27 protein-coding genes are annotated in these 25,789 nt (G+C 71.4%); 8 read left to right on the top strand and 19 right to left on the bottom strand.

The annotated features are described in order from the left end of the window. Positions 1–39: 39 nt before the first annotated feature. Positions 40–2,784, bottom strand: coding sequence for a beta-L-arabinofuranosidase domain-containing protein (locus HAV40_RS07340; RefSeq protein ID WP_166379974.1), 2,745 nt, complete (start codon positions 2,782–2,784; stop codon positions 40–42). 263 nt (positions 2,785–3,047) lie between these two features. Here HAV40_RS07340 and HAV40_RS07335 point away from each other — a divergent pair, with 263 nt between their 5' ends. Next, positions 3,048–4,076 (top strand): LacI family DNA-binding transcriptional regulator, encoded by a 1,029-nt coding sequence (locus HAV40_RS07335; RefSeq protein ID WP_166379973.1) that lies wholly within the window; start codon positions 3,048–3,050, stop codon positions 4,074–4,076. Here HAV40_RS07335 and HAV40_RS07330 read toward each other — a convergent pair. Continuing rightward, complete coding sequence (locus HAV40_RS07330) at positions 4,073–4,597, bottom strand: GNAT family N-acetyltransferase (protein ID WP_166379972.1); 525 nt, start codon at positions 4,595–4,597, stop codon at positions 4,073–4,075. The genes HAV40_RS07335 and HAV40_RS07330 overlap by 4 nt on opposite strands. A 100-nt stretch (positions 4,598–4,697) precedes the next feature. Here HAV40_RS07330 and HAV40_RS07325 point away from each other — a divergent pair, with 100 nt between their 5' ends. Next, complete coding sequence (locus HAV40_RS07325) at positions 4,698–5,765, top strand: DUF2855 family protein (protein ID WP_166379971.1); 1,068 nt, start codon at positions 4,698–4,700, stop codon at positions 5,763–5,765. Between the two features lie 79 nt (positions 5,766–5,844). Here HAV40_RS07325 and HAV40_RS07320 read toward each other — a convergent pair whose 3' ends face one another. Together HAV40_RS07320 and HAV40_RS07315 are read right to left on the bottom strand one after the other, a co-directional pair. Continuing rightward, entirely contained in the window at positions 5,845–6,408 is a 564-nt protein-coding gene (locus tag HAV40_RS07320; RefSeq protein ID WP_166379970.1) for a YdeI/OmpD-associated family protein, read from the bottom strand. Between the two features lie 73 nt (positions 6,409–6,481). Beyond that, positions 6,482–8,497, bottom strand: a complete 2,016-nt coding sequence (locus tag HAV40_RS07315; RefSeq protein ID WP_166379969.1) for a cellulose binding domain-containing protein — start codon at positions 8,495–8,497, stop codon at positions 6,482–6,484. 179 nt (positions 8,498–8,676) lie between these two features. Here HAV40_RS07315 and HAV40_RS07310 point away from each other — a divergent pair, with 179 nt between their 5' ends. Further along, complete coding sequence (locus HAV40_RS07310; RefSeq protein WP_166379968.1) at positions 8,677–9,765, top strand: hypothetical protein; 1,089 nt, start codon at positions 8,677–8,679, stop codon at positions 9,763–9,765. Positions 9,766–9,831: 66 nt separating this feature from the next. Here the strand turns inward: HAV40_RS07310 and HAV40_RS07305 are convergent, their stop codons facing one another. From HAV40_RS07305 to HAV40_RS07295, 3 genes are all read right to left on the bottom strand, one after another. Beyond that, positions 9,832–10,008: a hypothetical protein gene (locus HAV40_RS07305; RefSeq protein ID WP_166379967.1), complete on the bottom strand. Its 177-nt coding sequence runs from the start codon at positions 10,006–10,008 to the stop codon at positions 9,832–9,834. Between the two features lie 119 nt (positions 10,009–10,127). Further along, entirely contained in the window at positions 10,128–10,517 is a 390-nt protein-coding gene (locus HAV40_RS07300; RefSeq protein ID WP_166379966.1) for a hypothetical protein, read from the bottom strand. A gap of 220 nt (positions 10,518–10,737) precedes the next feature. Continuing rightward, entirely contained in the window at positions 10,738–12,213 is a 1,476-nt protein-coding gene (locus HAV40_RS07295; RefSeq protein WP_166379965.1) for an MFS transporter, read from the bottom strand. A gap of 88 nt (positions 12,214–12,301) precedes the next feature. On the opposite strand from HAV40_RS07295, the gene HAV40_RS07290 reads away from it, so the two are divergent. Next, the gene (locus HAV40_RS07290) at positions 12,302–13,024 is read left to right on the top strand and encodes a TetR/AcrR family transcriptional regulator (RefSeq protein WP_166379964.1); all 723 of its coding nucleotides are present in this window, start codon (positions 12,302–12,304) and stop codon (positions 13,022–13,024) included. Here the strand turns inward: HAV40_RS07290 and HAV40_RS07285 are convergent. Then, positions 12,987–13,568 carry a hypothetical protein gene (locus HAV40_RS07285; protein ID WP_166379963.1) on the bottom strand — a complete coding sequence of 194 codons (582 nt, stop codon included), beginning with the start codon at positions 13,566–13,568 and terminating at the stop codon, positions 12,987–12,989. The genes HAV40_RS07290 and HAV40_RS07285 overlap by 38 nt on opposite strands. Before the next feature lie 131 nt (positions 13,569–13,699). On the opposite strand from HAV40_RS07285, the gene HAV40_RS07280 reads away from it, so the two are divergent. Further along, positions 13,700–14,167, top strand: a complete 468-nt coding sequence (locus HAV40_RS07280) for a GNAT family N-acetyltransferase (protein ID WP_203671474.1) — start codon at positions 13,700–13,702, stop codon at positions 14,165–14,167. Between the two features lie 72 nt (positions 14,168–14,239). Here HAV40_RS07280 and HAV40_RS07275 read toward each other — a convergent pair whose 3' ends face one another. Both HAV40_RS07275 and HAV40_RS07270 read right to left on the bottom strand, forming a co-directional pair. Beyond that, positions 14,240–15,430 carry an RICIN domain-containing protein gene (locus HAV40_RS07275; RefSeq protein WP_166379962.1) on the bottom strand — a complete coding sequence of 397 codons (1,191 nt, stop codon included), beginning with the start codon at positions 15,428–15,430 and terminating at the stop codon, positions 14,240–14,242. A 98-nt stretch (positions 15,431–15,528) separates the two neighbouring features. Next, entirely contained in the window at positions 15,529–16,053 is a 525-nt protein-coding gene (locus HAV40_RS07270; protein WP_166379961.1) for a GNAT family N-acetyltransferase, read from the bottom strand. A gap of 126 nt (positions 16,054–16,179) precedes the next feature. Between HAV40_RS07270 and HAV40_RS07265 the strand changes: the two genes are divergently transcribed. Beyond that, on the top strand, positions 16,180–17,343 hold the full coding sequence (locus HAV40_RS07265; RefSeq protein ID WP_166379960.1) for a hypothetical protein: 1,164 nt from the start codon (positions 16,180–16,182) through the stop codon (positions 17,341–17,343). Between the two features lie 6 nt (positions 17,344–17,349). Here HAV40_RS07265 and HAV40_RS07260 read toward each other — a convergent pair whose 3' ends face one another. The 7 genes from HAV40_RS07260 to HAV40_RS07230 are packed head-to-tail and all read right to left on the bottom strand — an operon-like array spanning position 17,350 to position 23,242. Then, positions 17,350–17,685, bottom strand: a complete 336-nt coding sequence (locus HAV40_RS07260; protein WP_166379959.1) for an STAS domain-containing protein — start codon at positions 17,683–17,685, stop codon at positions 17,350–17,352. A 12-nt stretch (positions 17,686–17,697) separates the two neighbouring features. After that, complete coding sequence (locus tag HAV40_RS07255; protein ID WP_166379958.1) at positions 17,698–19,242, bottom strand: fused response regulator/phosphatase; 1,545 nt, start codon at positions 19,240–19,242, stop codon at positions 17,698–17,700. Beyond that, the gene (locus HAV40_RS07250; RefSeq protein WP_166379957.1) at positions 19,239–20,567 is read right to left on the bottom strand and encodes a sensor histidine kinase; all 1,329 of its coding nucleotides are present in this window, start codon (positions 20,565–20,567) and stop codon (positions 19,239–19,241) included. The genes HAV40_RS07255 and HAV40_RS07250 overlap by 4 nt, the downstream gene beginning before the upstream one ends. Beyond that, positions 20,564–21,568 carry a SpoIIE family protein phosphatase gene (locus HAV40_RS07245; RefSeq protein WP_166379956.1) on the bottom strand — a complete coding sequence of 335 codons (1,005 nt, stop codon included), beginning with the start codon at positions 21,566–21,568 and terminating at the stop codon, positions 20,564–20,566. The genes HAV40_RS07250 and HAV40_RS07245 overlap by 4 nt, the downstream gene beginning before the upstream one ends. Continuing rightward, a complete protein-coding gene (locus tag HAV40_RS07240) occupies positions 21,565–21,978 on the bottom strand; it encodes an ATP-binding protein (protein ID WP_166379955.1) in 414 nt (137 codons plus the stop codon). Before HAV40_RS07240 ends, HAV40_RS07245 begins: the two co-directional genes overlap by 4 nt. Next, a complete protein-coding gene (locus HAV40_RS07235) occupies positions 21,975–22,385 on the bottom strand; it encodes an STAS domain-containing protein (protein ID WP_166379954.1) in 411 nt (136 codons plus the stop codon). Before HAV40_RS07235 ends, HAV40_RS07240 begins: the two co-directional genes overlap by 4 nt. Further along, positions 22,385–23,242 (bottom strand): STAS domain-containing protein, encoded by an 858-nt coding sequence (locus tag HAV40_RS07230; protein WP_166379953.1) that lies wholly within the window; start codon positions 23,240–23,242, stop codon positions 22,385–22,387. Before HAV40_RS07230 ends, HAV40_RS07235 begins: the two co-directional genes overlap by 1 nt. A 289-nt stretch (positions 23,243–23,531) precedes the next feature. Between HAV40_RS07230 and HAV40_RS07225 the strand changes: the two genes are divergently transcribed. Further along, a complete protein-coding gene (locus HAV40_RS07225; protein WP_166379952.1) occupies positions 23,532–23,708 on the top strand; it encodes a CsbD family protein in 177 nt (58 codons plus the stop codon). A gap of 184 nt (positions 23,709–23,892) precedes the next feature. Beyond that, positions 23,893–24,303: an ATP-binding protein gene (locus HAV40_RS07220; protein ID WP_166379951.1), complete on the top strand. Its 411-nt coding sequence runs from the start codon at positions 23,893–23,895 to the stop codon at positions 24,301–24,303. A gap of 40 nt (positions 24,304–24,343) precedes the next feature. On the opposite strand, the gene HAV40_RS07215 is transcribed toward HAV40_RS07220, so the two are convergent. Further along, positions 24,344–24,673 carry a YkvA family protein gene (locus HAV40_RS07215; protein ID WP_166379950.1) on the bottom strand — a complete coding sequence of 110 codons (330 nt, stop codon included), beginning with the start codon at positions 24,671–24,673 and terminating at the stop codon, positions 24,344–24,346. Between the two features lie 43 nt (positions 24,674–24,716). Beyond that, complete coding sequence (locus tag HAV40_RS07210) at positions 24,717–25,766, bottom strand: arabinan endo-1,5-alpha-L-arabinosidase (RefSeq protein WP_203671473.1); 1,050 nt, start codon at positions 25,764–25,766, stop codon at positions 24,717–24,719. Positions 25,767–25,789 lie beyond the last annotated feature (23 nt).

Here is a 25,789-nt window from a genome sequence, read left to right as displayed (position 1 = left end):
CGGGGCGGGAGGGCTGGTGGGGTGGGGTGGGGGGTGGGGTTAGAGGAAGCGCCAGAGGCGGTCGGGGGTGGGGGAGTCGTCGGCGGTGATGATCTGGGCGCCCTGGGTGGGGGAGGAGGAGGTGACGGCTAGGACTTTGGCGCCGTTGGCGCACTGGATGCGGAAGGTGCCGTTGGTGGCGTGGCGCAGGCGCCAGCGGTGGTCGGCGGTGCCGTTGTCCGCCCATTGCATGATGCGGGCGCCGGTGGCGGTGGACATGTTCTCGACGCCGAGGACCTTGGCGCTGTTGGTGTTGCGCAGTCGCAGGTAGCCGCCGGTGTCGACGACGGCGGTCCAGAGGTGGTCGGCGGTGCCGGTGTCGGCCCACTGGAGCACCAGGCCGCCGTCGGCGGTGGACATGTTCTGTACGCCCAGGACCAGGCCCGAGCCGACGTTCTGGATGCGCCGCGCGCCCTCGGGCACGAACCGCCACAGGTTGTCGGCGCTGCCGTTGTCGGGATCCTGCACGGCCTGCGCGCCGTTGGCGGTGGAGCCGTTGAGGATCGCCAGCAGCTTGCCGGTGTGCACGTTGCGGAGCTTGTGGGAACCGTCGCCGTTGTCGGTGATCGTCCAGCGGTGGTCGGCGGTGCCGTTGTCGGCCCACTGCATCACGCGGGCGTTGTCGGCCGTGGACATGTTCTCCACGCCGAGGACCCGGCCGCTGTTGGCGTTGCGCAGCCGCAGCGCCGAGCCGTCGACGATCAGCTCCCAGTGGTGGTCGGCGGTGCCGCTGTCGGTCCACTGCAGGGCTAGGCCGCCGTCGGCGGTGGACATGTCCTGGATGCCGAGGACGAGTCCGCTGGCCGCGTTCGCGAGCCGGAACACGGCCCCGCCGGTGCCGCTGCCCTGCCCGGAGGCGTTCCAGTAGACCGTGTAGTTGTAGCCGTGCGCGTCGTGGAACGGGGCGAGGTTGACCGTCGCGCCGTTCGCCGTGGCGGTGAACGCCAGCGCGCTCGTGCTGCTGCGGGTGATGGTGCTCGTGGTGAGGGCGGGCAGCGCGGACAGGGCGGTGTTGCCGTAGTTGCCGGCGAGCACGACCGGGCCGTACGTGACGGCGGAGACGTTGGCGTTGTCGTTGGCCGCCTTCATGATCACCCGCATGGGCAGCTTGACGGTCACGGTGTCGCCGGAGGTCCAGGTCCTGGTCAGGGCCGCATAGGTGCCCGGAGTCGTGGTGATGGACTGGACGGTGCCGTTGACGCTGACGGTGGCCCCGGTGGTCCAGGACGGGATGCGCAGCCGCATCGTCCACGATCCGCCGACGCTGCCGGTGACGGCCAGCGTGGTGGTGTCGCTGACCGGGTACGTGGTGGTCTGGGTGACCGTGATGCCGCGCGAGGACCAGGTGAGCACCGACGGCGTGTAGAGGTTCACGGTCAGCGTGGTGCCGTTGTAGAAGTAGATCGAGTCGGCCAGCTTGGTGTTGGTCTCGATGCCGGTGCCCTGGCAGCACCAGAACGTCGTGTAGTCGGTGCTCCAGGTGCCGCCGCCCCAGGCCGGGCCGACGCCCCGGCGGCCGCCGGGGTTGAGCGGGGTGAAGTACGTGAAGTGACCGTGGCCGTCGGCCGGGTTCTGCTGGCCGATGAGGTGGTTGAGCAGCGCGCGCTCGTAGAAGTCGAAGTACGCGGCGTTGTCGGGGTTGAGCAGCCACAGCTCGCGGGTCAGCTTGAGCATGTTGTACGTGTTGCAGGCCTCGGCCGTGTCGCCGGTCAGGTATGCGGCGATGGCGTTCGGGGCGCGGAAGTGCTCGGCCTGGCTGTTGCCGCCGATGACGTAGCTGTGCGCGTTGACGGTGATGTTCCACGCGTTGGCGGCGATGTCGCGGTAGCGGGTGGTGCCGGTGGCCTTGTACTCGCGGGCCGCGCCGATCCACTTGGGCACCTGGGTGTTGGCGTGCAGGCCGTTGAGCTGGTCGGAGTTGGACGCGAGCGGGTTGAAGACGGCGGCGTGGTCGAAGCGCTGCGCCGCGGTGAGCCAGCGGGCGTCGCCGGTCTGCTGGTAGAGGTCGGTCAGCACGGCGTTCATGCCGCCGAACTCGGTGCCGAGCATCGCCTGCATCTGCGTGCCGCTGAGCCGCCCGGTGCGCCAGTCGACCCAGCCGGCGAGGCTCAGCAGCACGTCGCGGGCCTGGGTGCTGCCGATCAGCCGCCACACGTCGAGCAGACCGGCGAGGGTCTTGTGCAGGGCGTAGTAGGGCACGTTGCCGTTGCTGAGGGTGCGGGCCTCCAGGGCGGTGAAGTCGGATTCGGGGAAGCCCGACAGGTATCCGGCGCTGAACCCGGCGGTGCCGTTGTTGGCCTGGCAAGCGGCCAGGGCGGCCACCATCTGGTTGGCCTTGTCGCGGCACGTGGTGTCACCGAGCACGGCCCAGGCCTGGGCCCACGCGGTGAGGAAGTGGCCCTGGCTGTGGCTGCGGAACGGGAAGGTGGGGGCCTCCCAGCCGCCGGTGGCCGCGGCCCCGTTGGTGGACAGGCGGTGGTTGGCGCGGAACACGTACAGCAGCCGGTCGACGTTCACGTCGCGCAGGTAGCTCAGGGTGCGGTTCTGGTTGTCCAGCCAGCGGCCGCTGGTGAGCCGCACCTGCCCGAGGTCGAACGCGTACGCCGAGACACCGGCGTCGGCGCGGGCCGGGGGGATCGCCGCCGCCGCGGCACGGGTGGCGACGAGCGCGGGTGCCGCGGTGGCGGCGGTGGCGACGCCGGCGGCTTGCAGCAGGCGTCGCCGACTGAGGGACGGTGACCACATGGGAGCTCCTTGACAGGGATGGCGTTACCGATCACACAAGGGGAAGGGGAGGTGACGGCAGAACGGCAGTTCTGTCCGACACGGAGCAGCTTGCAGCAGTGGATATCGGATGCCCTCGATCCCGCCCCATGAATGTGACCGATAACAATCGGGGCGTCAAGACGTTCCGAAAATGTTTCCGCCGGGTTGCTGGTGAGCGCGAGGTTTGCGGGCGGCGGGCGAAGATCGAAGGTGCGGTACGATGCGCCGACTAGGGGGTCGTTTTGAGTCAGCAGCCGGCCGCCCGAGCGGCAGTGATCAAGGACGTCGCGCGCCTGGCGGGCGTGTCGCACCAGACCGTGTCCCGGGTGCTGAACGACCATCCGTCCGTACGCGACGAGACCCGCGAGCGCGTCCTGGTGGCCGTCAAGCAGCTCAACTACCGCCCCAACGCGCTGGCTCGCGGCCTGGCCGGGCGGCGCTCGCGCGTCATCGGCGTGGTCAGCTTCGACACCATCCTGCACGGCCCCGCCGCGACCCTGCTCGGCATCGAGCGGGCCGCGCGGCGGGCCGGATACGGCATCAGCATCGTGGCACTGGAACGCCTCGATCGCAGCGGTGTCATCGAGGCGGTGAACCGGCTGGCCGAGCAGTCCGTGGCCGGCGTCGTGATCATCGCGCCGCTGCTGACGGCGGCCGCCGCAGCCGGCAGCCTGCCGACCGGTGTGCCGGCGGTCGTGGTCGAGTCGGACCTCGCCGGTGACCTGCCGACCATCTCCGTCGACCAGGTCGCGGGCGCGCGGCTGGCCGTGGAGCACCTACTGGAGCTGGGGCACGAGACGGTGTGGCACCTGTCCGGGCCCAAGGACTGGCTGGAGGCGCGCGACCGCATCGACGGCTGGCGGGCGACGCTGGAGGCGGCGGGGCGGCGGGTCCCGCCGGTGCTCGCCGGTGACTGGAGCCCGAAGTCGGGTTACGAGGCGGGCCGCCAGCTCGCCGAGCGCGGCGAGGTGACCGCGGTGTTCTGCGCCAACGACCAGCAGGCGCTGGGCATGCTGCGCGCGTTCAGTGAGCGCGGCGTACGCGTGCCCGAGGACGTCAGCGTCGTCGGCTTCGACGACATCCCCGAAGCGGCATACCTGTCGCCGCCGCTGACCACCGTGCGGCAGGACTTCGACGAGGTCGGCCGCCGCTGCCTGGCGGCACTGCTGGAACTGCTCGGCGTCGACCGGCCACCGGGCGTCGCGCGCCACCCGCGGGTGCCGCCGTCGCTGGTCGTGCGGGCCAGCAGCGGCCCGCCACGGGCGGCCTAAACCGCTGCGCGCGCGTCGGTGAGCCGGACCTCGGCCACGCCCGTCGCGTCGTCGCCGTCGCCGTCGAGCCGGGTCGTGCCGTCGAGGGTGAATCCGGCCCGCTGGTAGAAGCGCACCGCTCCCTCATTTGGCTGGTAGGCGTACACGCAGACGGGCTGGCGGCCCCGGGACCGCAGGTCGGCGACGGCGTGCCCGAACAGCGCGGCGCCGATCCCCGCGCCCGTGCGGTCGGGGTCGACGTACAGCCCGTACACCTCGGCGGCGGCCGGGCCGAGGTCGGGATCGTCGGCGGCGGGGCCGGTCCGGCAGAAGCCGACGACGGCACCGTCCTGACCGGCGACCCACAGCCGGTGCTCGGCAGGCATGGCGGTGACATACCCGGCCCAGTCGCTGGCTTCCTGGTGCGGGTCGAGTGCGCCGAGCACCGTCGCGGGCATGAACGCCGCGTACGCCGCACGCCAGGCGCGGACCTTGATCCGGCCGATGGGGGCGGCGTCGTCGACAGTGGCAGCACGGATCATCAGCACAGGCTACGGACCCTCGGTGGCCGTGGGTCAGCGGATTGCTCACATTGATGCACTGAAGATGCAAAAACAGCGGCGGATCGGTTACCGTGACGCCGTGACGGAATCGTGGACCCTCGCCATCGCACGTGACGACCTGTCCCGCACCCACCTGGCGCGCCATCCGGTGCCCGAACCCGCTGACGGCGAAGCGCTGCTGCGGGTCGACCGGGTCGGCATGACCGCGAACAACGTGACCTACGCCGTGCTCGGCGACGCCTACCGCTACTGGGACTTCTTCCCGGCCGCCGCCGCAGGGCTCGACGAGCGGTGGGGACTCGGTCCGCTGTGGGGGTTCGCCGAGGTCGTCGCCTCGCGCACCGACGGCGTCGACGTCGGGCAGCGCGTCTACGGCTACCTGCCGCCCGCCTCGCACCTGCTGGTCCGGCCCGGCCGGGTCGACGAGCGCGGCTTCCGCGACGCCAGCCCGCACCGGGCCCACCTGCCCTCGCCCTACAACGCGTACGCGGCGACCACCGGCGACGCGTCCTACGAGGCCGACCGCGAAGACCTGCTCATCCTGTTCCGGCCGCTGTTCGTGACCTCGGCGATGCTCGCCGACCGGCTCCAGGACGAAGGTTTTCACGGCGCGGGCACGCTGGCGCTGTCGTCGGCGTCGAGCAAGACGGCGTACGCGGCCGCGTTCGAGCTCCAGGGCAAGGGGCCGCGCCTGATCGGCCTGACCTCACCGGGCAACGTGGCGTTCACCCGTGACCTGGGCTGCTACGACGCGGTGCTGCCGTACGACGGGCTCGGCGAACTGGACCCGGCGGCCGCGACGGCCTATCTCGACCTGGCGGCGAACCCGGCCGTGCGCGCGGCACTGCGCGCGCACCTCGGCGACCGCCTGGTGCACGACGTCGCGGTGGGGCTGACCCACCAGGAGCGGGCGACCGACGCGCCCGCCGTGTTCTTCGCCCCCGACCAGCTCCGCAAGCGCACGATCGACTGGGGCCGCCCGGAACTGGACCGGCGGCTCGCCGAGTCCTGGCGGCGCTTCGCCCCGGTGGCCGCCCGCTGGGTCGACATCACCGTCAGCCACGGCCCGGACGGGCTGCGCGACGCCTGGCTCGGCACCCTCAACGGCACGACCCCGCCCCGCGTCGGCCACATCATCGCCGTCTGACGGCTCCCCGCTTCGGTGGAGATCACTGTTTGCGGTCAGAAAGCGCGGTCTAACCCCAGGTTCTGACCCCAAACGGCGATCATGCCACCGGGCGTCTGCCTGCGGTGAGGTCGGTGAGGGCCTTGGCGAGCCGGTTGGCGCGGGTCTGCGGGTCCACGGCCTTGAGCAGCGGCAGCATGACCAGGTACTGGTCGGTCTTGCCGAGCTGGGTGAAGAAGTCCCCGGCCGCCGGGTTCGCCGCGAGTGCCGCCGCCAGGTCCGGGGGTACGGTGGCGTCGCTCTGCTTGACGTACGCGGCGTCCCAGCGCCCGTCGGCCTTAGCCGCCTCGACCTCGGCCAGTCCCGGCGCGCGCATCCGTCCCTGCGCCGTCAGCGCCTCCACGCGTTCCACGTTGACCCGTGACCACGAGCCCCGAGGGCTGCGCCGCGAATACCGCTGCAGGAAGTGGTCGGCGTCGTGGGACTTGCGGTGGCTGTCGATCCAGCCGTAGCAGAAGGCCACGTCGGCGGCCTCGGCCACGGTGATCACCGGCTGCCGGGCGTTCTTCCTGCGCACCTTCAGCCACGCCCCGTCGGGGCTGGTGTGGTGCTCGGCCAGCCAGGCTTCCCACTGGTCGGGGTGCTCGAACGTCAGGATCTCCACACCGCCGACTCTAGGCGCGGCGGCCGACGGGAACCGTCCGGCCGGTCCCGATCGGACCGGCCGGACGGCGGGTTCAGCGCGTGGTGCAGAGGTTGCCGTTGAGCTTGAACAGCGGCGGGAGCACGTTCGGTCCCTGGTAGTTGCCGACGAAGCCGATGTTCACCGTGGCTCCCGGTGCGATGAGTTTGTTGAAGTCGGCGTTGGAGACGGTGACCGTCGAGCCGGTCTGCGTCCAGGTGCCGTTCCAGCCGCTGCCGAGCTGCTGCCACGCGGTCGGCCAGCCGAACGCCAGCGTCCACGTGTCGACGGGGTTGGTGCCGGTGTTGGTGATGTCGACGCTGCCGACCCAGCCGTTGCCCCAGTTGGAGGCGTCGGTGAGGGTGACCGCGCACGGCGCGGCGGCCGGGGTGCCCGTCTGGAAGGTCACCGGCGGTGAGGCCCAGGAGACCCGGCCGGAGCCGTCCCGCGCGACGACGTTGACGGTGTACCGGGTGCCGGGCGTGAGGTTGTGCACGGTGAACGTGGTGCCCGTGGTCTCGCCCCACTGCTCGGTGATCGCGCCGAGCTGCCGGTGGATCTCGTACTTGACCCCGGCGGCCCCGGCGGGCCAGGTGAGGGTGGCGGTGCCGGCCGTGACGGCGGAGGCGACCGGCCGGCCCGGTGTCGCGGGGCGGGCCGTGGACGCTGCCGGGCGCAGGACCAGCGTCGTCAGGGAGTTCGGGGCGAGCGTCACCGCGGTGGCGCTGCCGGAGCCCGTCGTGATCGCGGTGTCGCCGTTGCCGAAGGTGTGCACCTGGGCGGTCGCGGCGGGGGAGTATCCGGCGTAGCTCAGGCTGACCTGTTTGCTCGCCGTCTCGTCGGTGTTGACCAGCAGCACCGCGAGATCGCCGTTGGCGCGCCGGGCGGCGTGGGCCCGGATCGCCGGATCGGACGCGGCCGCCCTGACGAGCTGGTCGCCTGTCGTGACGAAGCGCGAGGTCATGGCGAGCCCGAAGTACGGGGCGAACGGGGTGTTCATCGGAGGTTCGCAGACCGTGCCGTCGGCGTTGCAGGAGGCGCTGGAGAGCAGGCCGAAGTCGCCGTAGTCGGTGTGCCCGGCGACCGTGGACACGGTGCCGATGCCGTTGTGCACGTTCCACCAGTCGATGTTGAACACGCCCGCGGCGAGCAGGCTCGCGTAGGCGTCGGCGGCGAACAGGGCTCCGGGCTGCGTGTTCTGGCCGTACCCGGTGTTGATTTCGGTCAACGCGATGCCCAGGTTCTTGCCCGCGTACCGGTTGATCTGCTGGCGGGCCAGCCAGACCGCGTCGGTGACCTGCGCGGTCTTGGACAGCGCCTCGGCGGAGGAGGAGCCGCCGGGATACCAGTGCAGGATGGCGAAGTCGACCGACGGGCCCGCGATGGACAGCACGACCTGGTTCCAGGTTCCGGCGTCGCCACCGGCCACGATGCCGTCGGGCCAGTTGCCGGGCGTGGTCAGTACCAGACCGATCTTGATGGTGGGGTCGACGGCCTTCATCGCCTCGGCGTACTGCTTGGCGACCGTGGCGTAGCCGGCCGGGCTCTTGTCGGCGTGGTCGTCGGCCTCCCAGCCGGAACCGTAGTGGCCGTTGCCGTAGAGCTCGTTGCCGATCTCCCAGTACTTCACGCCGTAGTTCTTCTCGACGTTGGCGTAGTGCACCCACTCGGCCGCCTCCTGCGGCGTGCCGGTGCCGTAGTTGGCGATCACCATGGCCTGCGCGCCCGCCCGCCGCACCCCGGCCATGAAGTGGTCGAAGTCGGTGTCGGGGGCGACGTAGCCGCCGGGTGCGGTGTTGGTCTTCCAGTGGTAGATGTCCGAGTAGGACCCGCCGGGGTAGCGCATGGTCTGCACCCCGGCATCCTTCATCAGGTCGGCGACCGCGTTCGTGCCGAGCTGCGAGTCCCAGACGGCGTGGTTGACGCCGATCGCGGCGTCGCCGACGGTCTCCAGCCCGGCGCGGGCGTTGACGGTCACGGTGACGGCGGGGTCGGCGGTGGCCGGGGACGGGACGGTGAGGGTTGCCGCTGCCAGCGTGAACGCCAGCAGGGCGATGCGGCTCTTTCTCATCGTCGGACCTCCTTTCGGGAGTATGGATTGGAAGCGCTCCCAAGAGTCGTACGCCCATCGATCGATGTCAACCGTGCAGCCCGGACGGTTCTGCTGGCAGATCAACGTCGCTGCATCGAAAGCGGGCGATGGGTGCCCTAGATTGACGGCACCCTATCCCACCTCGTCGGAGGTACCCCGTGAAACTCCGTCGCGCCCTAGTGGCGCTGCTCACCACCGTCACGGCGGCCGGTGCCGCAGCGGTCGTGCAGGCCCCGGCCGCGCACGCCGCCACGCCCGACCGCTGGGCGTTCGCGTTCATGAACAACCCCGTCCCGCCCGCCGGGTTCCTGATGGACCCGACCCGGCAGTGGAAGAGCGACAACATCCCCGACAGCACGGTCAGCCCGCTCGTGGTCGGCCGGTACCGGGTGAAGTTCCCGAGCATCGCCTCGGCCAACGGCGTCGCCCACGTCACCGCCGTCGCCGGTGACCCGCGCTGGTGCCAGGTCTGGAACTACTTCCCGTCCGGGGCCGACCAGATCGTCGACGTGCAGTGCTACAAGTACACCGGCGCGGCGATCACGCCGGACTGGTCGGCGTTCACGGTCATGTACTCGACCAGCTCGGGTCCGCTGGCCGGACCGGGCACGTACGCGTACGTGCAGGGCAAGTCGACCGGCGGCACCCAGACGTCGTACAACCCGGTCGGCGGTGTCAACACCGTCACCCACGGCGGCATCGGCACCGGTGTCTACAAGGTCTGGTTCCCGGGGGTCGGCACCGGAGTGCAGGACGGCAACCTGCAGGTGACCGCGCAGCACCCGAACAGCCCGCGCCGCTGCAAGATCGACAACTGGATTCCCGGCGGGGGCGGGCTCGACGTCGTCGTGCGCTGCTACGACCACACCGGCGCGCCCGCCGACAGCTGGTTCGACCTGACCTACCACCGCGCCCGCTCGGTGTACGGCGCCTTCAACCCGCCGAAGAACTTCGCGTACCTGTGGACGCCCGGATTCCCCGGTCCGTCCAACTACAACTCCGTCGGCTCGATCAACACCCTGTCGGGGGCCGGTGCGGGGCTGCAGTACGTCGAGTTCCACAAGGTCGGCTACCGGGAGGGGCACGTTCAGGTCAGCGGACACAAGAGCGGCTCGGACTACTGCAACCTGCAGAACGTGTGGACGCTGTCCGGCGCCGTGGTGAAAGTCCGCAACGTCATCTGCTGGAGTCCCGCCGGTACGCCGGTGAACCCGGAGTTCTTCATCAGCTACAGCTCACGGGTCTGATCCACGCCGGACATCCTGCGGTCGGTGTCCCGGCCGCAGGATGTCGGTGCGGAAGCCCGAGGTGGGCTAGGCGTCGCGCCGGGCGCCGAAGACGCCGCGCAGGGCCCACAACACCCCGATGACGATGCCGCCGATGGCGGCGAACCTGCCCACGAAGTCCGAGCCGAGGATCGCCAGCACGGCGATCGTCGCACCGTAGGCGATCGACAGTGCGATGAGCGCCCGTGAAGTCATGTCCTGCATGACCGGCACTGTGCCATACCGCGGCCAGCTCCGCTAGATCGTCCGACCTGCCAGGCACCCGTGCGTATCGTGACGCCGCATTCGCCCATGTGCCGGGCAGGTCGAACGATCAAAGGCGGTCACGGGGTCCGGGACGGCGTCGGTGTGGGTGCGGCCGGTGGTGGAGGAGTCAGTGCGGGCGGGCGGGGAGACGCCGGGGCGGGCGGGGCGGGTGCGGGTGGCACCGGGCCGGGGCCGGGCGGCACCGGGGCAGGCCACGGGTGCTGCCGGTCGCGGTCCCACCATTCGGGGCGGTCGTGCCACCGGTCCCGGTCGTGCCAGCCGTGCTCCATGCGCTCGTGGCGCATCGCGTGGGACGCGGCGACCAGCGCCGCCCCGGCACAGCAGGTCAGCACGGACCCGGCCAGGAACGCCCCGACCAGTGCGAGGGCGAACCTGCCGGTCGGCTCGCGCCGCTCGGGACGCGTGACGACGGGTTCGTCGGCGACGGGTGCGGGCTCATCGGTCATGTCTCCATCGTGGGGCAGAACCGGGCCCGGACCGGGCCGCGTCGCCAGATGACCCCGGATTCAGTGCCTGGTGGGACGTGAGACACCCACCGTGACGCGTCCGGTCGCGCTGTCCACGCCGTCGGCTTGATCGTCCGACTGGCCGGGCAGGTGGGCGAATGGCGGCCCAGGATACGCACGGGTGCCAGGCAAGTCGGACGATCACGACGGCGGTGGGGCGTCAGTGGGCGTGTTCCTCCTCGCGGGCCTGGCGAGGGAGCAGGAACGCGGCGAGGAAGGTGACCGCCAGCAGGGCGACCTCGACCCAGAGGACCAGGTGCATCGCGTCGGCGAAGGATGTCGGGTCCGGGCCGAGCGGGCCGAACCGGACGGTGTCGAAGAACAGGGTGCCGAGCAGGGCGATGCCGATCGCGCCGCCGAGCTGCTGCACCGCGGTGAGGGTGCCCGCCGCGGAGCCGGTCTCGTGCGGCTGCACCCCGGCCAGGATGATGTCGAAGAACGGGGCCATGACCAGGCCCATGCCGATGCCGAACACGCCGAGCGCAGGGGAGAGCTGCCACGGTGTGACACCGGCCCCGGCCTGGTCGAGGGTGATCACGAAGCCGAGAGTGCCGGCGGCCATCACGGCCAGGCCCAGGTGCAGCAGGCGGCGGCCGAGCTTGCGGGTCAGGCCCGCGCCACCGGCGATGCCGAACCCGATGACGATGCCCAGCGACTGCGGCACGCTGGCCAGTCCGGCTTTGAGCGGGCTGAAGCCCAGGCCGAGCTGCACGTACAGGCTGAAGGCGAGCCCGAAGCCGATCATGCCGGAGAAGAAGGCGAGCCCGGCGACCAGTCCGCCGGTGAACGCGCGGCGGCGGAACAGCGACGGCTCGACCAGCGGGTCGCCACCGGCGCGGCGGCGGGCGATCTGCTGGCGGCCGAACAGGAGGAAGACCGGCAGGCTGGCGGCCATCATGACGAAGGTCCAGGCGGGCCAGTCCAGCTCACGACCCTGGACCAGGGGGTACAGCAGCAGCAGCGCACCGGCGCTGACCAGCGCGACGCCGCCGAGGTCGAGCCGGGACGCCTGCGCGGAGCGGGACTCGGGCAGGAACTTGGCCGCGCCGAGCAGGGCTAGCAGGCCCAGCGGCAGGTTGATCAGGAAGATCATGCGCCAGCCGGTGCCGAGCAGGTCGGCGTCGACCAGCCACCCGGCCAGGATCGGGCCGCCGACCGCGGACAGGCCCATGACCGGCCCGAACGCGCCGAAGGCCGCGCCCGCCTCCTTCGGCGGGAACATCTCCTTGATCATGCCGAGGCCCTGCGGGAGGAGCACGGCGCCGAGCAGGCCCTGCAGCACGCGCGCGCCGATCAGCATCTCCGGCGTGGTGGCCACGGCGCACAGAGCCGACGCGGCGACGAACCCGGCCGCGCCGATCATGAACATGCGCTTGCGGCCGTAGAGGTCGCCGAGGCGTCCGCCGGTGATCAGGCCGACGGCCATGGCCAGGGTGTAGCCCGCGCCGAGCCACTGGATCAGGCTCTCCGAGCCGCCCAGCTCGGCCTGGATCGAGGGGCCCGCGATGGTGGTCACCAGCGCGTCGAGCAGGTCCATGACCTCGGCGGCGAGGATCACGAACAGGGCGGCCCAGCGCCAGCGGTACGCCGCGGGCCGGGTATCGGGTGGGGCGGCGGGGTCGAGGGCGGTGGTCATGAGGATGCTCCCTACTATCGAACAGTGTTCGTTGAACGAACACTGTTCTACAGACCGAACGCTGTTCGCGTCAAGTACGATGTGCGCCATGTCCGAGATCCCGGCCCCGCCCTGGCGTGCCCCGCGCCGCAGCGTCAGCGCCCGCAAGCCGCTCAGCCGGGACACGATCGTGGACGCCGCGCTGGCCCTGCTGGACCGCGAGGGCCTGGACGCGGTGAGCATGCGGCGGGTTGCCGAGGAGCTGAACACCGGCGCGGCCTCGCTGTACGCGCACGTGGCGAACAAGGAGGAACTGCTGGAGCTGGCGTACGACCGGGTGCTGGGCGAGATCGAGCTGCCCGAGCCGGACCCGGCGCGCTGGCGCGAGCAGCTGCTGGAGATCGCGCGGGCGTCCTACCGGGTGCTCGGCGCGCACAGCGACATCGCCCGGGTCAGCCTCGCCAGCGTGCCGACCGGCCCCAACGCGCTGCGGATGGGCGAGGCGATGCTCGGCGTGCTGATCAGCGGCGGCGTGCCGCCCCAGCAGGCGGCCTGGGCGGTGGACCGGATCGCGCTGTACCTCAGCGCCGACGCCTACGAGGGCTCGCTCTACCAGGCACGGCAGCGGGCCAGCGGCAAGCCGGTCGACGAGTTCGTCGCCGACTACTTCGGCCAGGTCCACGACTACTACCGCACCCTGCCGACGGGCCGGTTCCCCTACCTCAACAAGTACGCCGACGTGCTGGTGCAGGGTGACGGCGAGGTGCGGTTCGAGTTCGGGCTGGAGCTGATCATCAACGGGCTCGCCCGCTACCTGCCCGGCGGCGGCTGAACCGGGCGGCCACGCCGCGCTTGGCGGCGGCGGGGCGGGGCCCGTCGACGGGCAGGCCCAGCGCCTCGCGCTCGGCGGCGGTCAGCATGCGCTTGCCGCTCTCGGCGACCGGTGTCGGCGCCACCGCGGATCGGGGCTCCGGCTCCGGCTCCGGGCTCGGCTCCGACTCCGGGTCCGGCTCCGGTGGTTCCGCGACGGGGGCGGCTTTCGCCTTCTTCGGCTTGGCGGCCGCGGCGGCGGCCTTCACCCGCTCGGTCTCACCCGCCACACTGATCAGTTTGCGTACACGCGGCACGGTCGCGAGGTTGGTCTTCGCGGCCACCTGCTCCACCGGCATGCCCGAGACCACGAGGTCGGCCAGGGCGCGGCCGCGGGCCAGCTGGATCGCCGCGACGATGCCGTCGAACAGGACCTGCTGGTGGGTGAGGTCGGCATAGCGCTGCAGCGGATCGGGCTCGCCCAGCGCGTACGCGCAGAGGTTTCGCACCATGCCCTCGATCTCGGCGGCGCTGACCGTGTAGCCCTCGGTCGTCGGGTCGGACATCGTCGGCTCCTTTCACCGTGCGACGGTGGGTCCTCGTCGGGCGGCGAAGGGACTGTATCGGCAACCGCCGACCTTCGGCCACGATCGACCGGCGGCTTGTGCAGGTAGCGGTCCTGGGCCAGGATGACGCCGTGATCGACGACACCACGGTCCGCCGCGCGACGCCCGCCGAGTTCCGTGCCGCGGCCGTGCTGCGGTGGCGTAGCGAGTACGAGCGCGAGGCCGATCCGCCCCCACCGTCCGAGGACTACGTGTCGCGCTTCGCGCAGTGGGCCGCGGAGCACGCGGACACCCATCACTGCATGATCGCGGTACGCGGCGACAGCGTGCTCGGCGCGGCGTGGCTGGCGCTCACGCCGCGGGTGCCGATCCCGCCCGCGTTCGACCGCCGGTCCGGCGACGTGCAGAGCGTGTACGTGCTGCCCGCCGAGCGCGGCCGGGGCCTGGGTGACCGGCTCGTCGGCGCGGTGTTGAACCTGGCCGCAGAGTTCGGCGTGGGGCGGGTGACGGTCCACTCCGGAAGCCGGGCGGTCGAGGTGTACCGCCGCCGGGGGTTCGCCTCGTCACCCCAGCTGCTCCAGGTCGATGTCAGCGCCTGACGGGCCGGGCAGGCGTGCCCGCCCTCCCGGGTTCGGCTGCCCGGGAGGGCGGGGGTCACGGGTGGCGAGCGGTCAGCTCAGCCGCCACTGCTGGTTGCCGCCCAGCGGGTTGCCGCAGTCCCAGATCTGGAGCCGGGTCCCGTTGCCGGTGCCGAGCTCGACCGCGTCCAGGCACTTGCCCGAGTTGGGGTTGACGATCGAGCCGTTGCTGTTGACGACCCACTGCTGCGCGCCGTTGTTCAGGCAGGTCCACAGCTGCACGGCCGCGCCGTTGGTGGTACGCCCGCCCGACACGTCCAGGCACTTGCCCGAGTCGAGGCTGACGAACGTGTTGCCGGACCGCCGCCAGCGCTGGTTGTTGTTGTTCGGGAAGCAGTCCCACAGGTGCACCACGGTGCCGTCGGTCTTGCCCCAGCCCGCCACGTCGACGCACCGGTGGGACGCCGCGCCCCGGATCACCGAGACGTCGTCGCCGCCGCCGCCACCCGCGGCGTTGCCGTTGACGTTGAAGTCGAACAGGTTCACCGCCAGGCCCGCCGCGCCGATCCACGGCTCGAACCCGGCCTGCACGCTGGTCATGAACCAGTTCGGGTCGATCTTGCCGCGGCCGACGGAGTCGTTGATGAACGCCTTCAGGCTGAAGTTGGCGAACGTGTTGCCGGGCGTCGTGCGCACGTACGAGATGACGTTCCAGCCGATGTTGCCGAACCAGACGTCCCAGGTGCCGCCTTCGAGGTTGACGGTGGCGATCCGGCCGCCGATGGGCTGCGGGCGGCCCCGGTGGTTGGTCCAGATCATGACCTCGGCGCCGTAGTTCTGCCCCGGCGGGTTCGCGCTGGCGTCGAACCACAGGTCGAACGCCGCGTCCCACTCACCCGCGTTCGGGGTGCTGATGTTGAACGTGGCGCGGGGGTTGTTCAGCGCGTTCACCCGGGCGGGCAGGCCGCTGCCGGCGGTGCACGCGCCGTAGTGGCAGCCCGCGTAGATCGACGGGTACGACGCCGGGGGGCCGTTGGTGGCGTTGTTGTGGTCGGCGCGGGTGACGGTGAACCCGGCGTTGGTCACGTCGATGCACTGGGCCGTGCTCGCACCCCAGCGGTTGTTCTGCACGATGTACTTGCCGCCCTGGACGGGCGCGGTGCCGTACTGCTCGCAGATGACCGGGGCGGCGGTGGCCGGCGAGGCTCCGGCGGACAGCAGGGCGGCTGCCACGACGGTGCCGAGCGCGGCGGTGAGGGCGATCGGGCGCAGTCGCCACTTCATACGCGTTCTCCTTGGAGCGGGAACGCCGTGGGAGGGCTCCCACGGACATCCGCCAGGGTCCATCCGCGACCCGCGATACATCAATCAGTTTCGAAACTTCACGGCCGGTCGTGGGCGAGTCGCTGGAACAGGATGTGGTCCTGCCAGACGCCCTCGATCTGGAGATACTTCTCGGCCAGGCCGAAGCGCACGAAGCCGTTGCGCGCCAGCACCTTCTGCGACGCGACGTTGTGCACCAGCGTGCCCGCCTGGACGCGGTGCAGGCCCTGCTCCTCGAACGCGACCTGGATCATGGCGGCCGCCGCGGCGGAGGCGACGCCCCGGCCGTTGACGTCCTGGCTGACCCAGTAGCCGAGGTGGCAGTTCAGGAACGGGCCGCGCACGATGTCGTTGAGGTTGATCCGGCCGACGATCCGGCCGTCGAGCAGGATCACGTGCGGCACGCACTCGCCGCGCGCGTGCCGCTCCAGCGCGGTGGCGAGCACCTCGCGCTGGCCCTCCGGGCCGAACCAGCCGTCGGGGCGGATCGGCTCGAAAGGCAGGAGGAACTCCATGTTCGCCTGGTAGAGGGCGCTGACGGCGGGCGCGTCGTCGAGGGTCGCGAGCCTGGTGCTGACAGTCATCCGACCATGATCGCAAATCGACCGGCGGCACGCCCTGTCGCCGATGGGATGATCGCCGCTGACCTCGGTGCCTTCGGTCGCACAAACTGGCCGATTGATGTCGCCGACAGTGGGCATCATCGAAGGATGCTGGAAAAGCTCGACACCGTCGGCTGGAGCGGGCTGACGCACGCCTTCGGCACGGCCGAGGAGATCCCCGCCTTCATCACCGCGCTGCGCGCCGAGGACCCGCAGGTGCGCGGCGACGCCCGCGACGAACTCTGGACCAGTCTGCTGCACGAGGGCAGACGCTACGAGGCCGACGTCTACGCGGTGCCGTTCCTGGCCGACCTCGCCACCGACCCCGCCACCTACGACCGGGCCGCGATCGTCGATCTGCTCACCGCCATGGCGATCGGCTCGGACCACCCGTACCTGCTGACCGGGTTCCCCATCGAGCGGCTGCGGCCCACGCCCGACGCCGTCGACGAGTCCTGGCACCTGCTGCACAGCGAATGGAGCGGCCGGGCCGTGGGCGAGCCGCGAATGCCGGGCGAGGCCGACGAACTGCGGGTGTACGACGCGGTGCGGGCCGAACTGCCCCGGATCGCGGCGCTGCTCGACGACACCGACGGCGACGTCATCGAGGCGGCGGCATACCTGCTGGCCTGGTTCCCGGAGGCGGCGCACGACACCGTCGTGCCGCTGCTGGCGGTCGCGGGACACCACGACTGGCGGCGCGACCTGCGGGTGACCGCGCTGCTGGCGGCAGGTCTGGCCGCGCGCGGGCCGGTGCCGGAGTCGGCGGTGATCACGAGTTTGGCGCACGACGGCGACGAGGAGGTCCGCTGGGCCGCCGCGGTGGCCTGGACGCTGACCGCGGGCACGGCCGTGCCCGAGGATCCCCGGGCCGTGCTGCGGGCGCGGGCCGGTGCCGGGATCGGCCCCGACGAGCCCGTGCTGGCGCCGTGGGGGATGGGCCGGGCCGAGTGGTCGGTGCGCCTGCTGGAGCACCTCGGCGATCCGGGAGCCGCCGACGCGCGGGCGGCACTGGTGCGGGCGGAGGCCACCCGGCGGCCGCACGGACCCTGGGCCGAGCGCCTCGGCGAGGCGTTCTACCTGGCCTTCGGCGACGACGAGCGGGCTAGCCCGGCGGGCTACGCCGAGCTCACCGCCGCCCAGCGCTGGCTCGTCGACCACCTGGTCCGGCACCCGGACGCGCTGATCGCCGAACCCGACGAGGTGACCGAGCTGCTGCGCTGGCACGGGCTGCCCGACAGCCACCCGGCGCTGACCGCGTACGCGGCCTGAGCGGCCTCAGCCGCCGGCGGTCAGGTGGTCGTACACGGCGACGATCTCCAGCACCTCGCGGACGGCGCCGGACGCCCTGGTGAGCCGGAACGTCCCCCCGTGCTGTGCGGCCACGGCGTGCGCCTGGAGCAGCACCCGGATGCCGCTGGAGTCGATGAAGCCGACGTCGTGCATGTCGACCTCCACGGGGCGTCCCGGATCGGCCTTGATCGCGTCGACCAGCCAGCTGGTCAGCGCCTGCTCGTTGGCCAGATCGAACTCCCCGGCCAGGGTGATCCGGACACTGTTGTCCAGAACCTCCACTTCGTGGGTGGCCTGCGGCGGGTTGGTTGCTCGATCCATGGGGGAAGCCAATCACAGACGTCTGACGGCCACAACGGCGACGTCGTCCGCGTGGGGTGGGTTGGTCAACTGCTGGAGCAGCCGGTCGCAGTAGACGTCGAGGTCGTCGTCGACGGTTCCGGCGATGCGGCTGAGGTCGGCGATGCCGTCACGGACCGTGATGTCGCGGCGCTCGATGAGACCGTCGGTGTAGAGCAGCAGGGTGCCGCCCTCGGGAATGACGAACTCCAGGTCCTCGGAGCGGGGGTGGTTGATGCCCAGCAGGGGCGCGCGATGCCAGATCTCGCTGACCTTGCCGTCGACGATGAGCAGCGGCGGCAGGTGGCCCGCGTTGGCGAGGCGGGCATGACCGGTCCGGGGGTCGAGCGTCAGCAGGCACAGCGTCGCCATCTCGCCGGGCAGCAGCCGGACCATCAGCTCGTCGATCAACGAGACGATGCGGCCGGGGGTGTGGCCCTCGATCGCGTACGCGCGCAGCGCATGGCGGATCTCGGCCATCACGGTCGCCGCGTGCAGCGAGTGCCCGACGACGTCGCCGATGGCGATGAGCAGCTTGTCGTCGAGGACCGACAGCTCGTAGAAGTCGCCGCCGATCTCGGCCTGCGGGCTGGCCGGTTCGTAGCGTACGGCCAGCCCGATCCGGTCGACCGTGGGCAGGTGCCGCGGCAGCAGGCTGCGTTGCAGCATGATCGCGATCTGGTGGTCCTGGTCCTGCGCGCGCTGGGCCTCGGCGGCCGCGCCCAGGGCCTGCGACAGCTGGGTCAGCAGCCCGGTGTGGTCCTCGTCGGCGACCTCGCCGGTGAACAGGTAGAGCGACGGACGGGCGGCCCGGAACCGGGCGGTGGTGACGGTGACCGAGCCGGTGTCGGCCCAGCCTGCGGGTAGCTGCCAGTGAGCGGCGCGGCCGGTGAGCCGGTACGAGCCGACCGGCACGTCCTCGGCGGGCGGCTCCCAGCCGGTGACGGTCACGTCGCCGGACGTGTCCGCCAGCGCCAGCGCCCAGCCGGTGTCGGCCTCGGTGGCGACCGCCGCGGGCGTGCCGAAGAGCCGGGCGGCGCCGGCGGCGGCCTGGCCGAGCAGCTCGGTGAAGTCGCGTGCCATGGTCACCGCGAGCGTCGTCTCGGCGAGCCCGGCCAGGCCGTCGGCGAGCCGTTCGGCTTTGCGCCGGGCCTGGTAGTAGCGCAGCACCGCCTGGACCGTGGCCACCAGCTCGTGCGGGTCGATCGGCTCGACGAGGTAGGCGTCGGCACCGCCGACCAGGCCCAGGGTCCGGTCGGCCGCGTCGACCGCGTGGGCGGAGACGTGGACGACCGGTGTGCTGGTGGTGGCGGGGTCGGCCTTGATCCGCTGGCACACCTCGAGCCCGCTCATGTCGGGCAGCTTGATGTCGAGCACGATCATGTCGTATGGGCGCTGCTGCACCTTCTCCAGCGCATCGTGACCGTCCACGGCCTCGTGCACGGTGAAGCCGGCTCTGGTGAGCCAGTTCTTGAGCAGGTAGCGCTTCGGGGCGCGGTCGTCGACCACCAGGATGGTGGTCGCGGGCAGGTCGGTCATGGTCGCCTCGCGACGGGCAGGGTGACGGTGAAGGTGCTGCCCGTGCCCGGCTCGCTGGCCAGCCGCAGCTGCCCGCCCAGGATGGTGACGAGCCTGCGGGCGTACGGCAGGCCCAGTCCCGTGCCCTGCGCCTTGAGGCGTCCGGGCAGCTGCACGAACTCCTCGAAGATACGTTCCTGCTGCCCGGCGGCGATGCCGATGCCGGTGTCGGCGACGGTGATGGTCCAGCGTTCACCGTCGGAGGCTGCCCGCATCGTGACGGTCCCCTGGTCGGTGAATTTGATCGCGTTGTGCAGCAGGTTGCGCAGCACCTGGGTCAGCAGGGCCTCATCCGACTCGATCCACGCGCCGTCGCCGGGCATCTCCACGACCAGCTCGACGTCGGGGCTGGTCAGGACGGCCTTGAGGGTGCCGCGTAGCTGCTTGAACAGCTGGCTGAGATCCACCAGCCCCCACGCGGGCTCCAGGTGGCCGGACTCGGCCTTGGCCAGGTCGAGCAGTTCGTTGACCAGCGCCAGCAGGTCGGAGGCCGAGCCGCGTAGCAGCGCCATCTGCTCGGCCTGCGCCTCGGTCAGCGGATCGGAGTCGGGGTCGGACAGCATCCGGGTCAGCCCGATGACCGCGGTCACGGGAGCGCGCAGCTCATGGCTGACGTTGGCCAGGAAACGGGTCTTGGCCTCGCTGGCGGCGCGCAGCTGCGCGGACTTCTCGTCCAGCTCCGCGTACAGCGCGACCACGCCCCGGTTGGTCTCCTCCAGCTCGGAGCTGAGCTGGAGGTAGAGGGCCATGACGCCGCGATTGGTCTCTTCCAGCTCGTCATTGAGGACCTTAAGCTGTTCCTGCTGCTGCCGGGCTTCTTCCAGCGCCGCCAGCAGGTGGTCGTTCTGCGACGCCAGCTCGTCGAGCGGGCTGGCCACCACGGAGCCCGCCATCTTGTGCCGGACCTGCTCGACGCGGTCTGCGGTGAGCTGGTCCGGGGCGGGAAGGCGACGTGACAGCATGACCACTGTCCTCTGCCCATCTTCGGCGACTTCCAAAACATCGACCAGCCGACCGGCCGGGCGCAGCGCCTGCTGGTCCACCGGGCCGGGCACGGCGAGTTCGATACGCAGGCTCTCGGGCTGCCCGTGGATGCGGAAGGTCACTTCCACGTCGGCAGCCTTGGCGAGCAGCTGGCGGGCGACGTCGCTGAGCGCGGTGGCGATCCGGATCTGGTCCTGGTGCTCGAAGCCGAGCGCCGCGGCGGCCTCGCGGCCCCGCTGCCTGACCGCGAAGACGTCCTGCTCGCGGCGTAGCACCAGCCGCAGCAGGACGGTGTCGGTCACGGCCGGATCCTGGCCGCCAGCACGCAGGCGTCGTCCCGGCGTACACCCGCGTCCCGCAGCACCGTGGCCGCGATCAGCAGCGGGGACTTCGTGCTCAGGCCGGGACTGGTGCTCAGGCTCCACTTGTCGCTCACCCCGTCGGAGTGCATGACCAGTAGCGACTCCACGCCGAACGGGTACTCGAACTCCTTGATGACGGCGCGTCCGTGGCCCGCGATGCCGGGCATGGACACGGTGCCGCGCCGCTGGTCGCCGGTGATGACGGTGGCCGCGACGTTGCCCATGCCGCAGGTGCGCACCACGTTCGCCTCGGCGTCGATCTCCGCGATGGTGACCGCGGCCCCGCGGGTGTGGGACAAGCCTCGGTGCAGACGGTCCACGAGCATCGCGGGCGGCTCGGCGGGCGCGGTGAGGAAGATCTGCTGCGCGGCCTGGGAGGCGGCAGCGGCGAGCGGGCCGTGGCCGAGCCCGTCGCAGACCATGACCTGCCGCCTGCCGTCGGCGGTCCGCACGGCGTAGGTGTCGCCGCTCACGGTCTCGCCGCTCAGCGGCCGGGTGAGGCCCTCCGCCCAGGCCGGTGGCGGCCGCTCCTCGCGCCACACCTGGGCGTCGAGCACCGAGCCGCGATCGGGCAGCGAGTATCCCTCCCACCGGTGCGCGAGCCTGGCCACCGCGCCCAGCCCGATGCCGAGGGTGCCGGTGGTGGAGCGGCCGTCCTCGTGCATGGCGGCCAGGTCGGCCATGCCGGGGGCCGAGTCGATGCTGAGGATCTCTACGCCGACGTTGTCGTCGTGCCGGATCGTGCGCACCAGCAGCGTCCCGTCGACGGCGTGCTTGACCAGGTTCGAGGCGAGTTCGGTGGCGATGATGGCGAGGTCGGCGGCTGTGCGTTCGCCCAGATCGACGGCACCGGCCAGCTCGACCGCGTACCGGCGGACGGCCCCCACGTTGCTCTCGTCGTCGAGCCGGAACCAGGCGGCGGTCGGGGTCAGCGCGCTCACCGCGCCCACTTGACCACCGCTATGGTGGTGCCCGCCCCGACCGCGGTGTCCAGTTCGAACTCGTCGCAGAGCCGCCGCGCGCCGCTCAGGCCCAGCCCGAGCCCGCCGCCGCTGGTGTAGCCGTCGGTCAGGGCCAGATCCAGGTCGGCGATGCCGGGGCCGGAGTCGCTGAACACGACCCGCACCCCGCGCCGCTGGCCGTTGTCCACGGTGGATACGGCAGCCTGGCCGCCCCCGCCGTAGACGAGGGTGTTGCGGGCCAGCTCGCTGGCCGCCGTGACCACCTTCGTCTGATCGACCAGGGACAGCTTGGCGGCGACGGCGACGGTGCGGACCAGTTGGCGGACCCGCACCACGTCCTCGTCGCTGCCGATGGCCTGCACCTGGGCTTCGCCCTCGGCTCCCGTCACGGCGACGTCGTCTCAGGTTCGTCGAGGAAATCCAGGTCGTCGACGGTCTCCGGCTCGGCGTTGCGGGCCAGCAGCTCCAGGCCGCGTTCCACGTTGAGGGACGTGCGGATGCCGTCGAGGGACAGGCCCAGCTCGACCAGGGTGATCGCGACGGCCGGCCGCATGCCGACCACGATGGTCTCGGCGTCGAGGACCCGCGAGATCGACGCGATCGTGGACAGGGTGCGCCCGACGAAGGAGTCGACGATGTCCAGACCGGTGATGTCGATGATGACGCCCTTGGCGCCGGTGTCGACGATCCGCTGGCCCAGGTCCTCCTGCAGCTGCAGGGCCATCTGGTCCTGCATGTCGACCTGGATGGAGACCAGCAGCACCGAACCGATCTTGAGGATCGGCACCCGCTCCATCACGCCTCCCGGTTCGCGGCGCGGGCGGCGGCCGCGCCGCGCCGGATCGCGTGGCGCAGCGCGTCGGCCAGCGTGGCCTTCGTGGCGATGTCGCCGAACTCGATGCCGAGCGTCACGATGGTCTGTGCGATCTGCGGGCGGATGCCGGAGATGATGCACTCCGCGCCCATCAGCCGCGCCGCCATGACCGTCTTGAGGACGTGCTGCGCGACCTGCGTGTCGACCGCAGGCACGCCGGTGATGTCGATGATCGCGTAAGGCGAGCCGGTGTCGACCAGCGCCTGCAGCAGCCGCTCCATCACGACCTGGGCGCGAGCCGAGTCCAGGGTGCCGACCAGTGGGACGGCGACCACGCCGTCCCAGAGCTTCACGACCGGCGTCGACAGCTCCAGCAGCTGCTCGGTCTGCTCGGTGATGATGTGCTCGCGGGCGCGGGCGAACGCCTCGAAGGTGAACAGGCCCAGTTCGTCGATGAACAGCGACCAGGCCACGTAGTCGCGCAGCGCGCTCTCGCCACCCTTCTCGACGTCGACCACGTCGTACAGCGCGGCCTTGAGCGCGAAGATGCTGGTGGCGGTCTCGCTGGCGGTGAAGCCCTGCCGCGCCCGGCCGCGCGACAGCTCGGTGAGCACCGCACGCAGCTCGGTGGTCTGCGCGCTGCGCAGGTCGGCCGCGCCGTCGGCCAGCGCCTTCTGGAGCTGCGCCTGTAGCTCGGCCGTCTGGCGGCCGGACTCGGCGACGGTCAGCCGGCCCTTGAGCGGAGCGGCGGCGATCTCCGCCCACCGCTTGGCGATCTTCTCCGCTCGCTCCGCCAGCAGCTTGCCGAGTCGTTCGCTTTGCTCTGCTTTCAGCGCCATCGTCATCCCTACGCTATGTCGCTGGCCGACCCAGCAGAGTGGTGACTGTACCACCGCTGTTCAGGCAGTCCGGGTGCCGTGCGGCGTTCGGTGATGTATGCCGGAGGTGCCCCCCGCAGGAGGCCGTGTACCCGGAAAGGCCGGGCCGACACATTCAGGTTCAGCGATCGATGTGCCCCTGGTGCCGGGGTGTGCGCGAGCTGGCGGCGAATAGGCGGTTTCGGCGGACGTCCGGCTGGGCAGTCAGTGGCTGGTGGTCGGTGGGGCCGCCGCGGAGAAGGGGAGCATGATGGGTGACATCTCGAACAAGGCCGAAGAGCTCGTGGGCAAGGCCAAGGAGGTCGTCGGCGACCTGACCAACAACGAGAGCCTGGAGGCCAAGGGCCTGGCCGAGCAGGCCGCGGCCAAGGCCAAGCAGGCCGCCGAGGACGTCAAGGACGCGGCGCAGGACGCCACCGGCAGGTGACTTCGCCCACCAGGGTGTGAATCGGCCAGGGCAACAGACACCGACGTGAAGAGTGCCACGCCGACCCTGGCTGTGGCACTCTTTGCGTCGGCGTCGGCGTCGGCGTCGCGCACGGCGGCCGACGCCCACACCACCGAGGTCCGCCAGCTCATTCGAACATCCACCCCGGGCCCGCGGAGGAGTCTTGCGCCAGGTAGTCAGGCCGTTCGCGCCGCCACCGACGGGCGCGGCCACGATCTCGTTCACGACCGCGGACGACCTCGCGGCGGTGCGGGAGTTCGTCGGCGCGCACGCGCACACGTCAGGGCTCGCCGCGGGGCGGGTCTCCGGCCTCAAGCTCGCGATGAGCGAGCTGGTGACGAACACGCTGCGGCACACCACCGGGGGCGGTGTCGTGCGGGTGTGGGCCGACGGCGCCATGATCATCAGTGAGCTGACCGACGGCGGCACGTTCCGGCCGCCGACGGTTGCTCCACCCACGCGGCCGGTGGCCTCGGGCGGCTGGGGGCTGTACATCACCGGCGAGGTCTGTGACGAGTTCCTCTACTACAGCCGTCCCGGCCATACCGTGTGGCGGCTGATGTTCAACCGTTGAGAAAGGCCGGGACCGCAGTTCGGGTCCCGGCCTTTCGGCTCTAGCGGGGCGTTTCCTGTTTGGCGGGCTTGTCGCGCTGGCCGGGCAGCAGCTTGCCGCCGTTGCGCTTGCGGAGCAGATTCGTGAGGTAGAGCAGGGCCAGGCCCAGCACGCCCATGTCGTCGAGGTAGATGGGGTCGGGGAGCAGGTCCACGGGCAGGATGGTGTAGACCAGGGCCCCCCAGAAGGCGACCTTGCCGCCCGTGCCCAGCTCGCCGAGCATCCGTTTGGTGACGAACAGGCGCTTGCCCATTTTGATCGCGCCGATCAGCGTGATGACGCCGACGATCGCGACGGCGATGCCGATGATGATCCAGGTATCCCGATCCACGCACGATTTCTACCCCGGCCGGGGATCGTTAATCCAGCGCGGCTCAGTACACGAACGGCCACCCCGCGCTGTCCCAGCCCAGCAGGTTGATGCCGAGGCGGGCCGCGCCGCTGTCGGTGTAGTAGTGGTAGAACAGCACGTCCTGGCCGTTGTCGAAGAGCACCGCCTGGTGGCCTGGCCCGTGGATCGACCCGTGCCCGGCCAGGATCTGCGTCCCGCCGCCGGAGGTCAGGGCGGTGCCGTTGCGATCGGTGTACGGCCCGGTCGGCGTGGTGGCGCGGCCGACCATGACGCGGTAGGTGCTGGACGCGCCCCGGCAGCACAGGTCGAACGACATGAACAGGTAGTAGTAGCCGCCGTGGCGGTAGACGAACGGGGCCTCGACGGCTCCGGACGCGGTCTGCCGCTGGGCCAGTGCCCGTACCGCGGTGTCCGTGGTGGACCGCTTCCCGGTGGCCGGGTCGAGGCGGATCGCCTTGAGGCCGGTCCAGAACGAGCCGAAGGTCAGCCACCACTGCCCGGCGGCGTCGACGAGCAGGTTCGGGTCGATGGCGTTGTAGTTCACCGCGCCGCTGCTCTCGATGATCAGGCCCTGGTGGGTCCAGCTGCCCGACGCGCCGGTCGGGCTGGTGGCGAGGAAGATCGCCGAGCGCTGGGAGCCGAAGCTGGAGGCGGAGTAGTACAGCAGGTAGCGGCCGTCGCGGTAGGAGATGTCGGGGGCCCACAGGTTCGCGCCGCCGCCGGTGTACGCGGTGGTCCAGGGTGCGCCGCCGGGCCACACGACGCCCGCGTCGCGCCACGCGGTCCGGTCGGCGGAGGTCTTCAGCGGCAGGTTGTTGCCGGTGGCGGCCAGCAGGTAGGTGCCGTTCGGGCCGCGTACGACGGCGGGGTCGTGCGCGCCGGTGGAGCCGGTGACGCGACCCGGGTTGGGGTAGGACGGCGGAGGGATGGTCGGCGCGGCGGCTGGCAGCGCGGCGGATGGTGCGCCGGGGGCGGCGGCCTGGGCGGCGGTGACGGCGGTGGCCAGGGCGGTCGCGGCGAGCACGGCGACGGCGGTGCCGACGGCGGCGAGGCGGGATGACAGGTGGGGCATGGCTGACTCCGATCGCGGAACGG

It is taken from the genome of Catellatospora methionotrophica, assembly GCF_011297335.1.
Classification (GTDB): Bacteria; Actinomycetota; Actinomycetes; order Mycobacteriales; family Micromonosporaceae; genus Catellatospora; species Catellatospora methionotrophica.
The sequence above is the reverse complement of the archived record's forward strand: the minus strand, read 5'-3'. Positions and strand labels throughout refer to the sequence as shown.

What these genes read in the sequence shown, in the direction of transcription:
- HAV40_RS07340 (WP_166379974.1), bottom strand. Translation starts at nt 2,784, where the DNA reads ATGTGGTCACCGTCCCTCAGTCGGCGACGCCTGCTGCAAGCCGCCGGC.
- HAV40_RS07330 (WP_166379972.1), bottom strand. Translation starts at nt 4,597, where the DNA reads ATGATCCGTGCTGCCACTGTCGACGACGCCGCCCCCATCGGCCGGATC.
- HAV40_RS07315 (WP_166379969.1), bottom strand. Translation starts at nt 8,497, where the DNA reads ATGAGAAAGAGCCGCATCGCCCTGCTGGCGTTCACGCTGGCAGCGGCA.
- HAV40_RS07305 (WP_166379967.1), bottom strand. Translation starts at nt 10,008, where the DNA reads ATGCAGGACATGACTTCACGGGCGCTCATCGCACTGTCGATCGCCTAC.
- HAV40_RS07300 (WP_166379966.1), bottom strand. Translation starts at nt 10,517, where the DNA reads ATGACCGATGAGCCCGCACCCGTCGCCGACGAACCCGTCGTCACGCGT.
- HAV40_RS07295 (WP_166379965.1), bottom strand. Translation starts at nt 12,213, where the DNA reads ATGACCACCGCCCTCGACCCCGCCGCCCCACCCGATACCCGGCCCGCG.
- HAV40_RS07290 (WP_166379964.1), top strand. Translation starts at nt 12,302, where the DNA reads ATGTCCGAGATCCCGGCCCCGCCCTGGCGTGCCCCGCGCCGCAGCGTC.
- HAV40_RS07285 (WP_166379963.1), bottom strand. Translation starts at nt 13,568, where the DNA reads ATGTCCGACCCGACGACCGAGGGCTACACGGTCAGCGCCGCCGAGATC.
- HAV40_RS07275 (WP_166379962.1), bottom strand. Translation starts at nt 15,430, where the DNA reads ATGAAGTGGCGACTGCGCCCGATCGCCCTCACCGCCGCGCTCGGCACC.
- HAV40_RS07270 (WP_166379961.1), bottom strand. Translation starts at nt 16,053, where the DNA reads ATGACTGTCAGCACCAGGCTCGCGACCCTCGACGACGCGCCCGCCGTC.
- HAV40_RS07265 (WP_166379960.1), top strand. Translation starts at nt 16,180, where the DNA reads ATGCTGGAAAAGCTCGACACCGTCGGCTGGAGCGGGCTGACGCACGCC.
- HAV40_RS07260 (WP_166379959.1), bottom strand. Translation starts at nt 17,685, where the DNA reads ATGGATCGAGCAACCAACCCGCCGCAGGCCACCCACGAAGTGGAGGTT.
- HAV40_RS07255 (WP_166379958.1), bottom strand. Translation starts at nt 19,242, where the DNA reads ATGACCGACCTGCCCGCGACCACCATCCTGGTGGTCGACGACCGCGCC.
- HAV40_RS07235 (WP_166379954.1), bottom strand. Translation starts at nt 22,385, where the DNA reads ATGGAGCGGGTGCCGATCCTCAAGATCGGTTCGGTGCTGCTGGTCTCC.
- HAV40_RS07230 (WP_166379953.1), bottom strand. Translation starts at nt 23,242, where the DNA reads ATGGCGCTGAAAGCAGAGCAAAGCGAACGACTCGGCAAGCTGCTGGCG.
- HAV40_RS07225 (WP_166379952.1), top strand. Translation starts at nt 23,532, where the DNA reads ATGGGTGACATCTCGAACAAGGCCGAAGAGCTCGTGGGCAAGGCCAAG.
- HAV40_RS07210 (WP_203671473.1), bottom strand. Translation starts at nt 25,766, where the DNA reads ATGCCCCACCTGTCATCCCGCCTCGCCGCCGTCGGCACCGCCGTCGCC.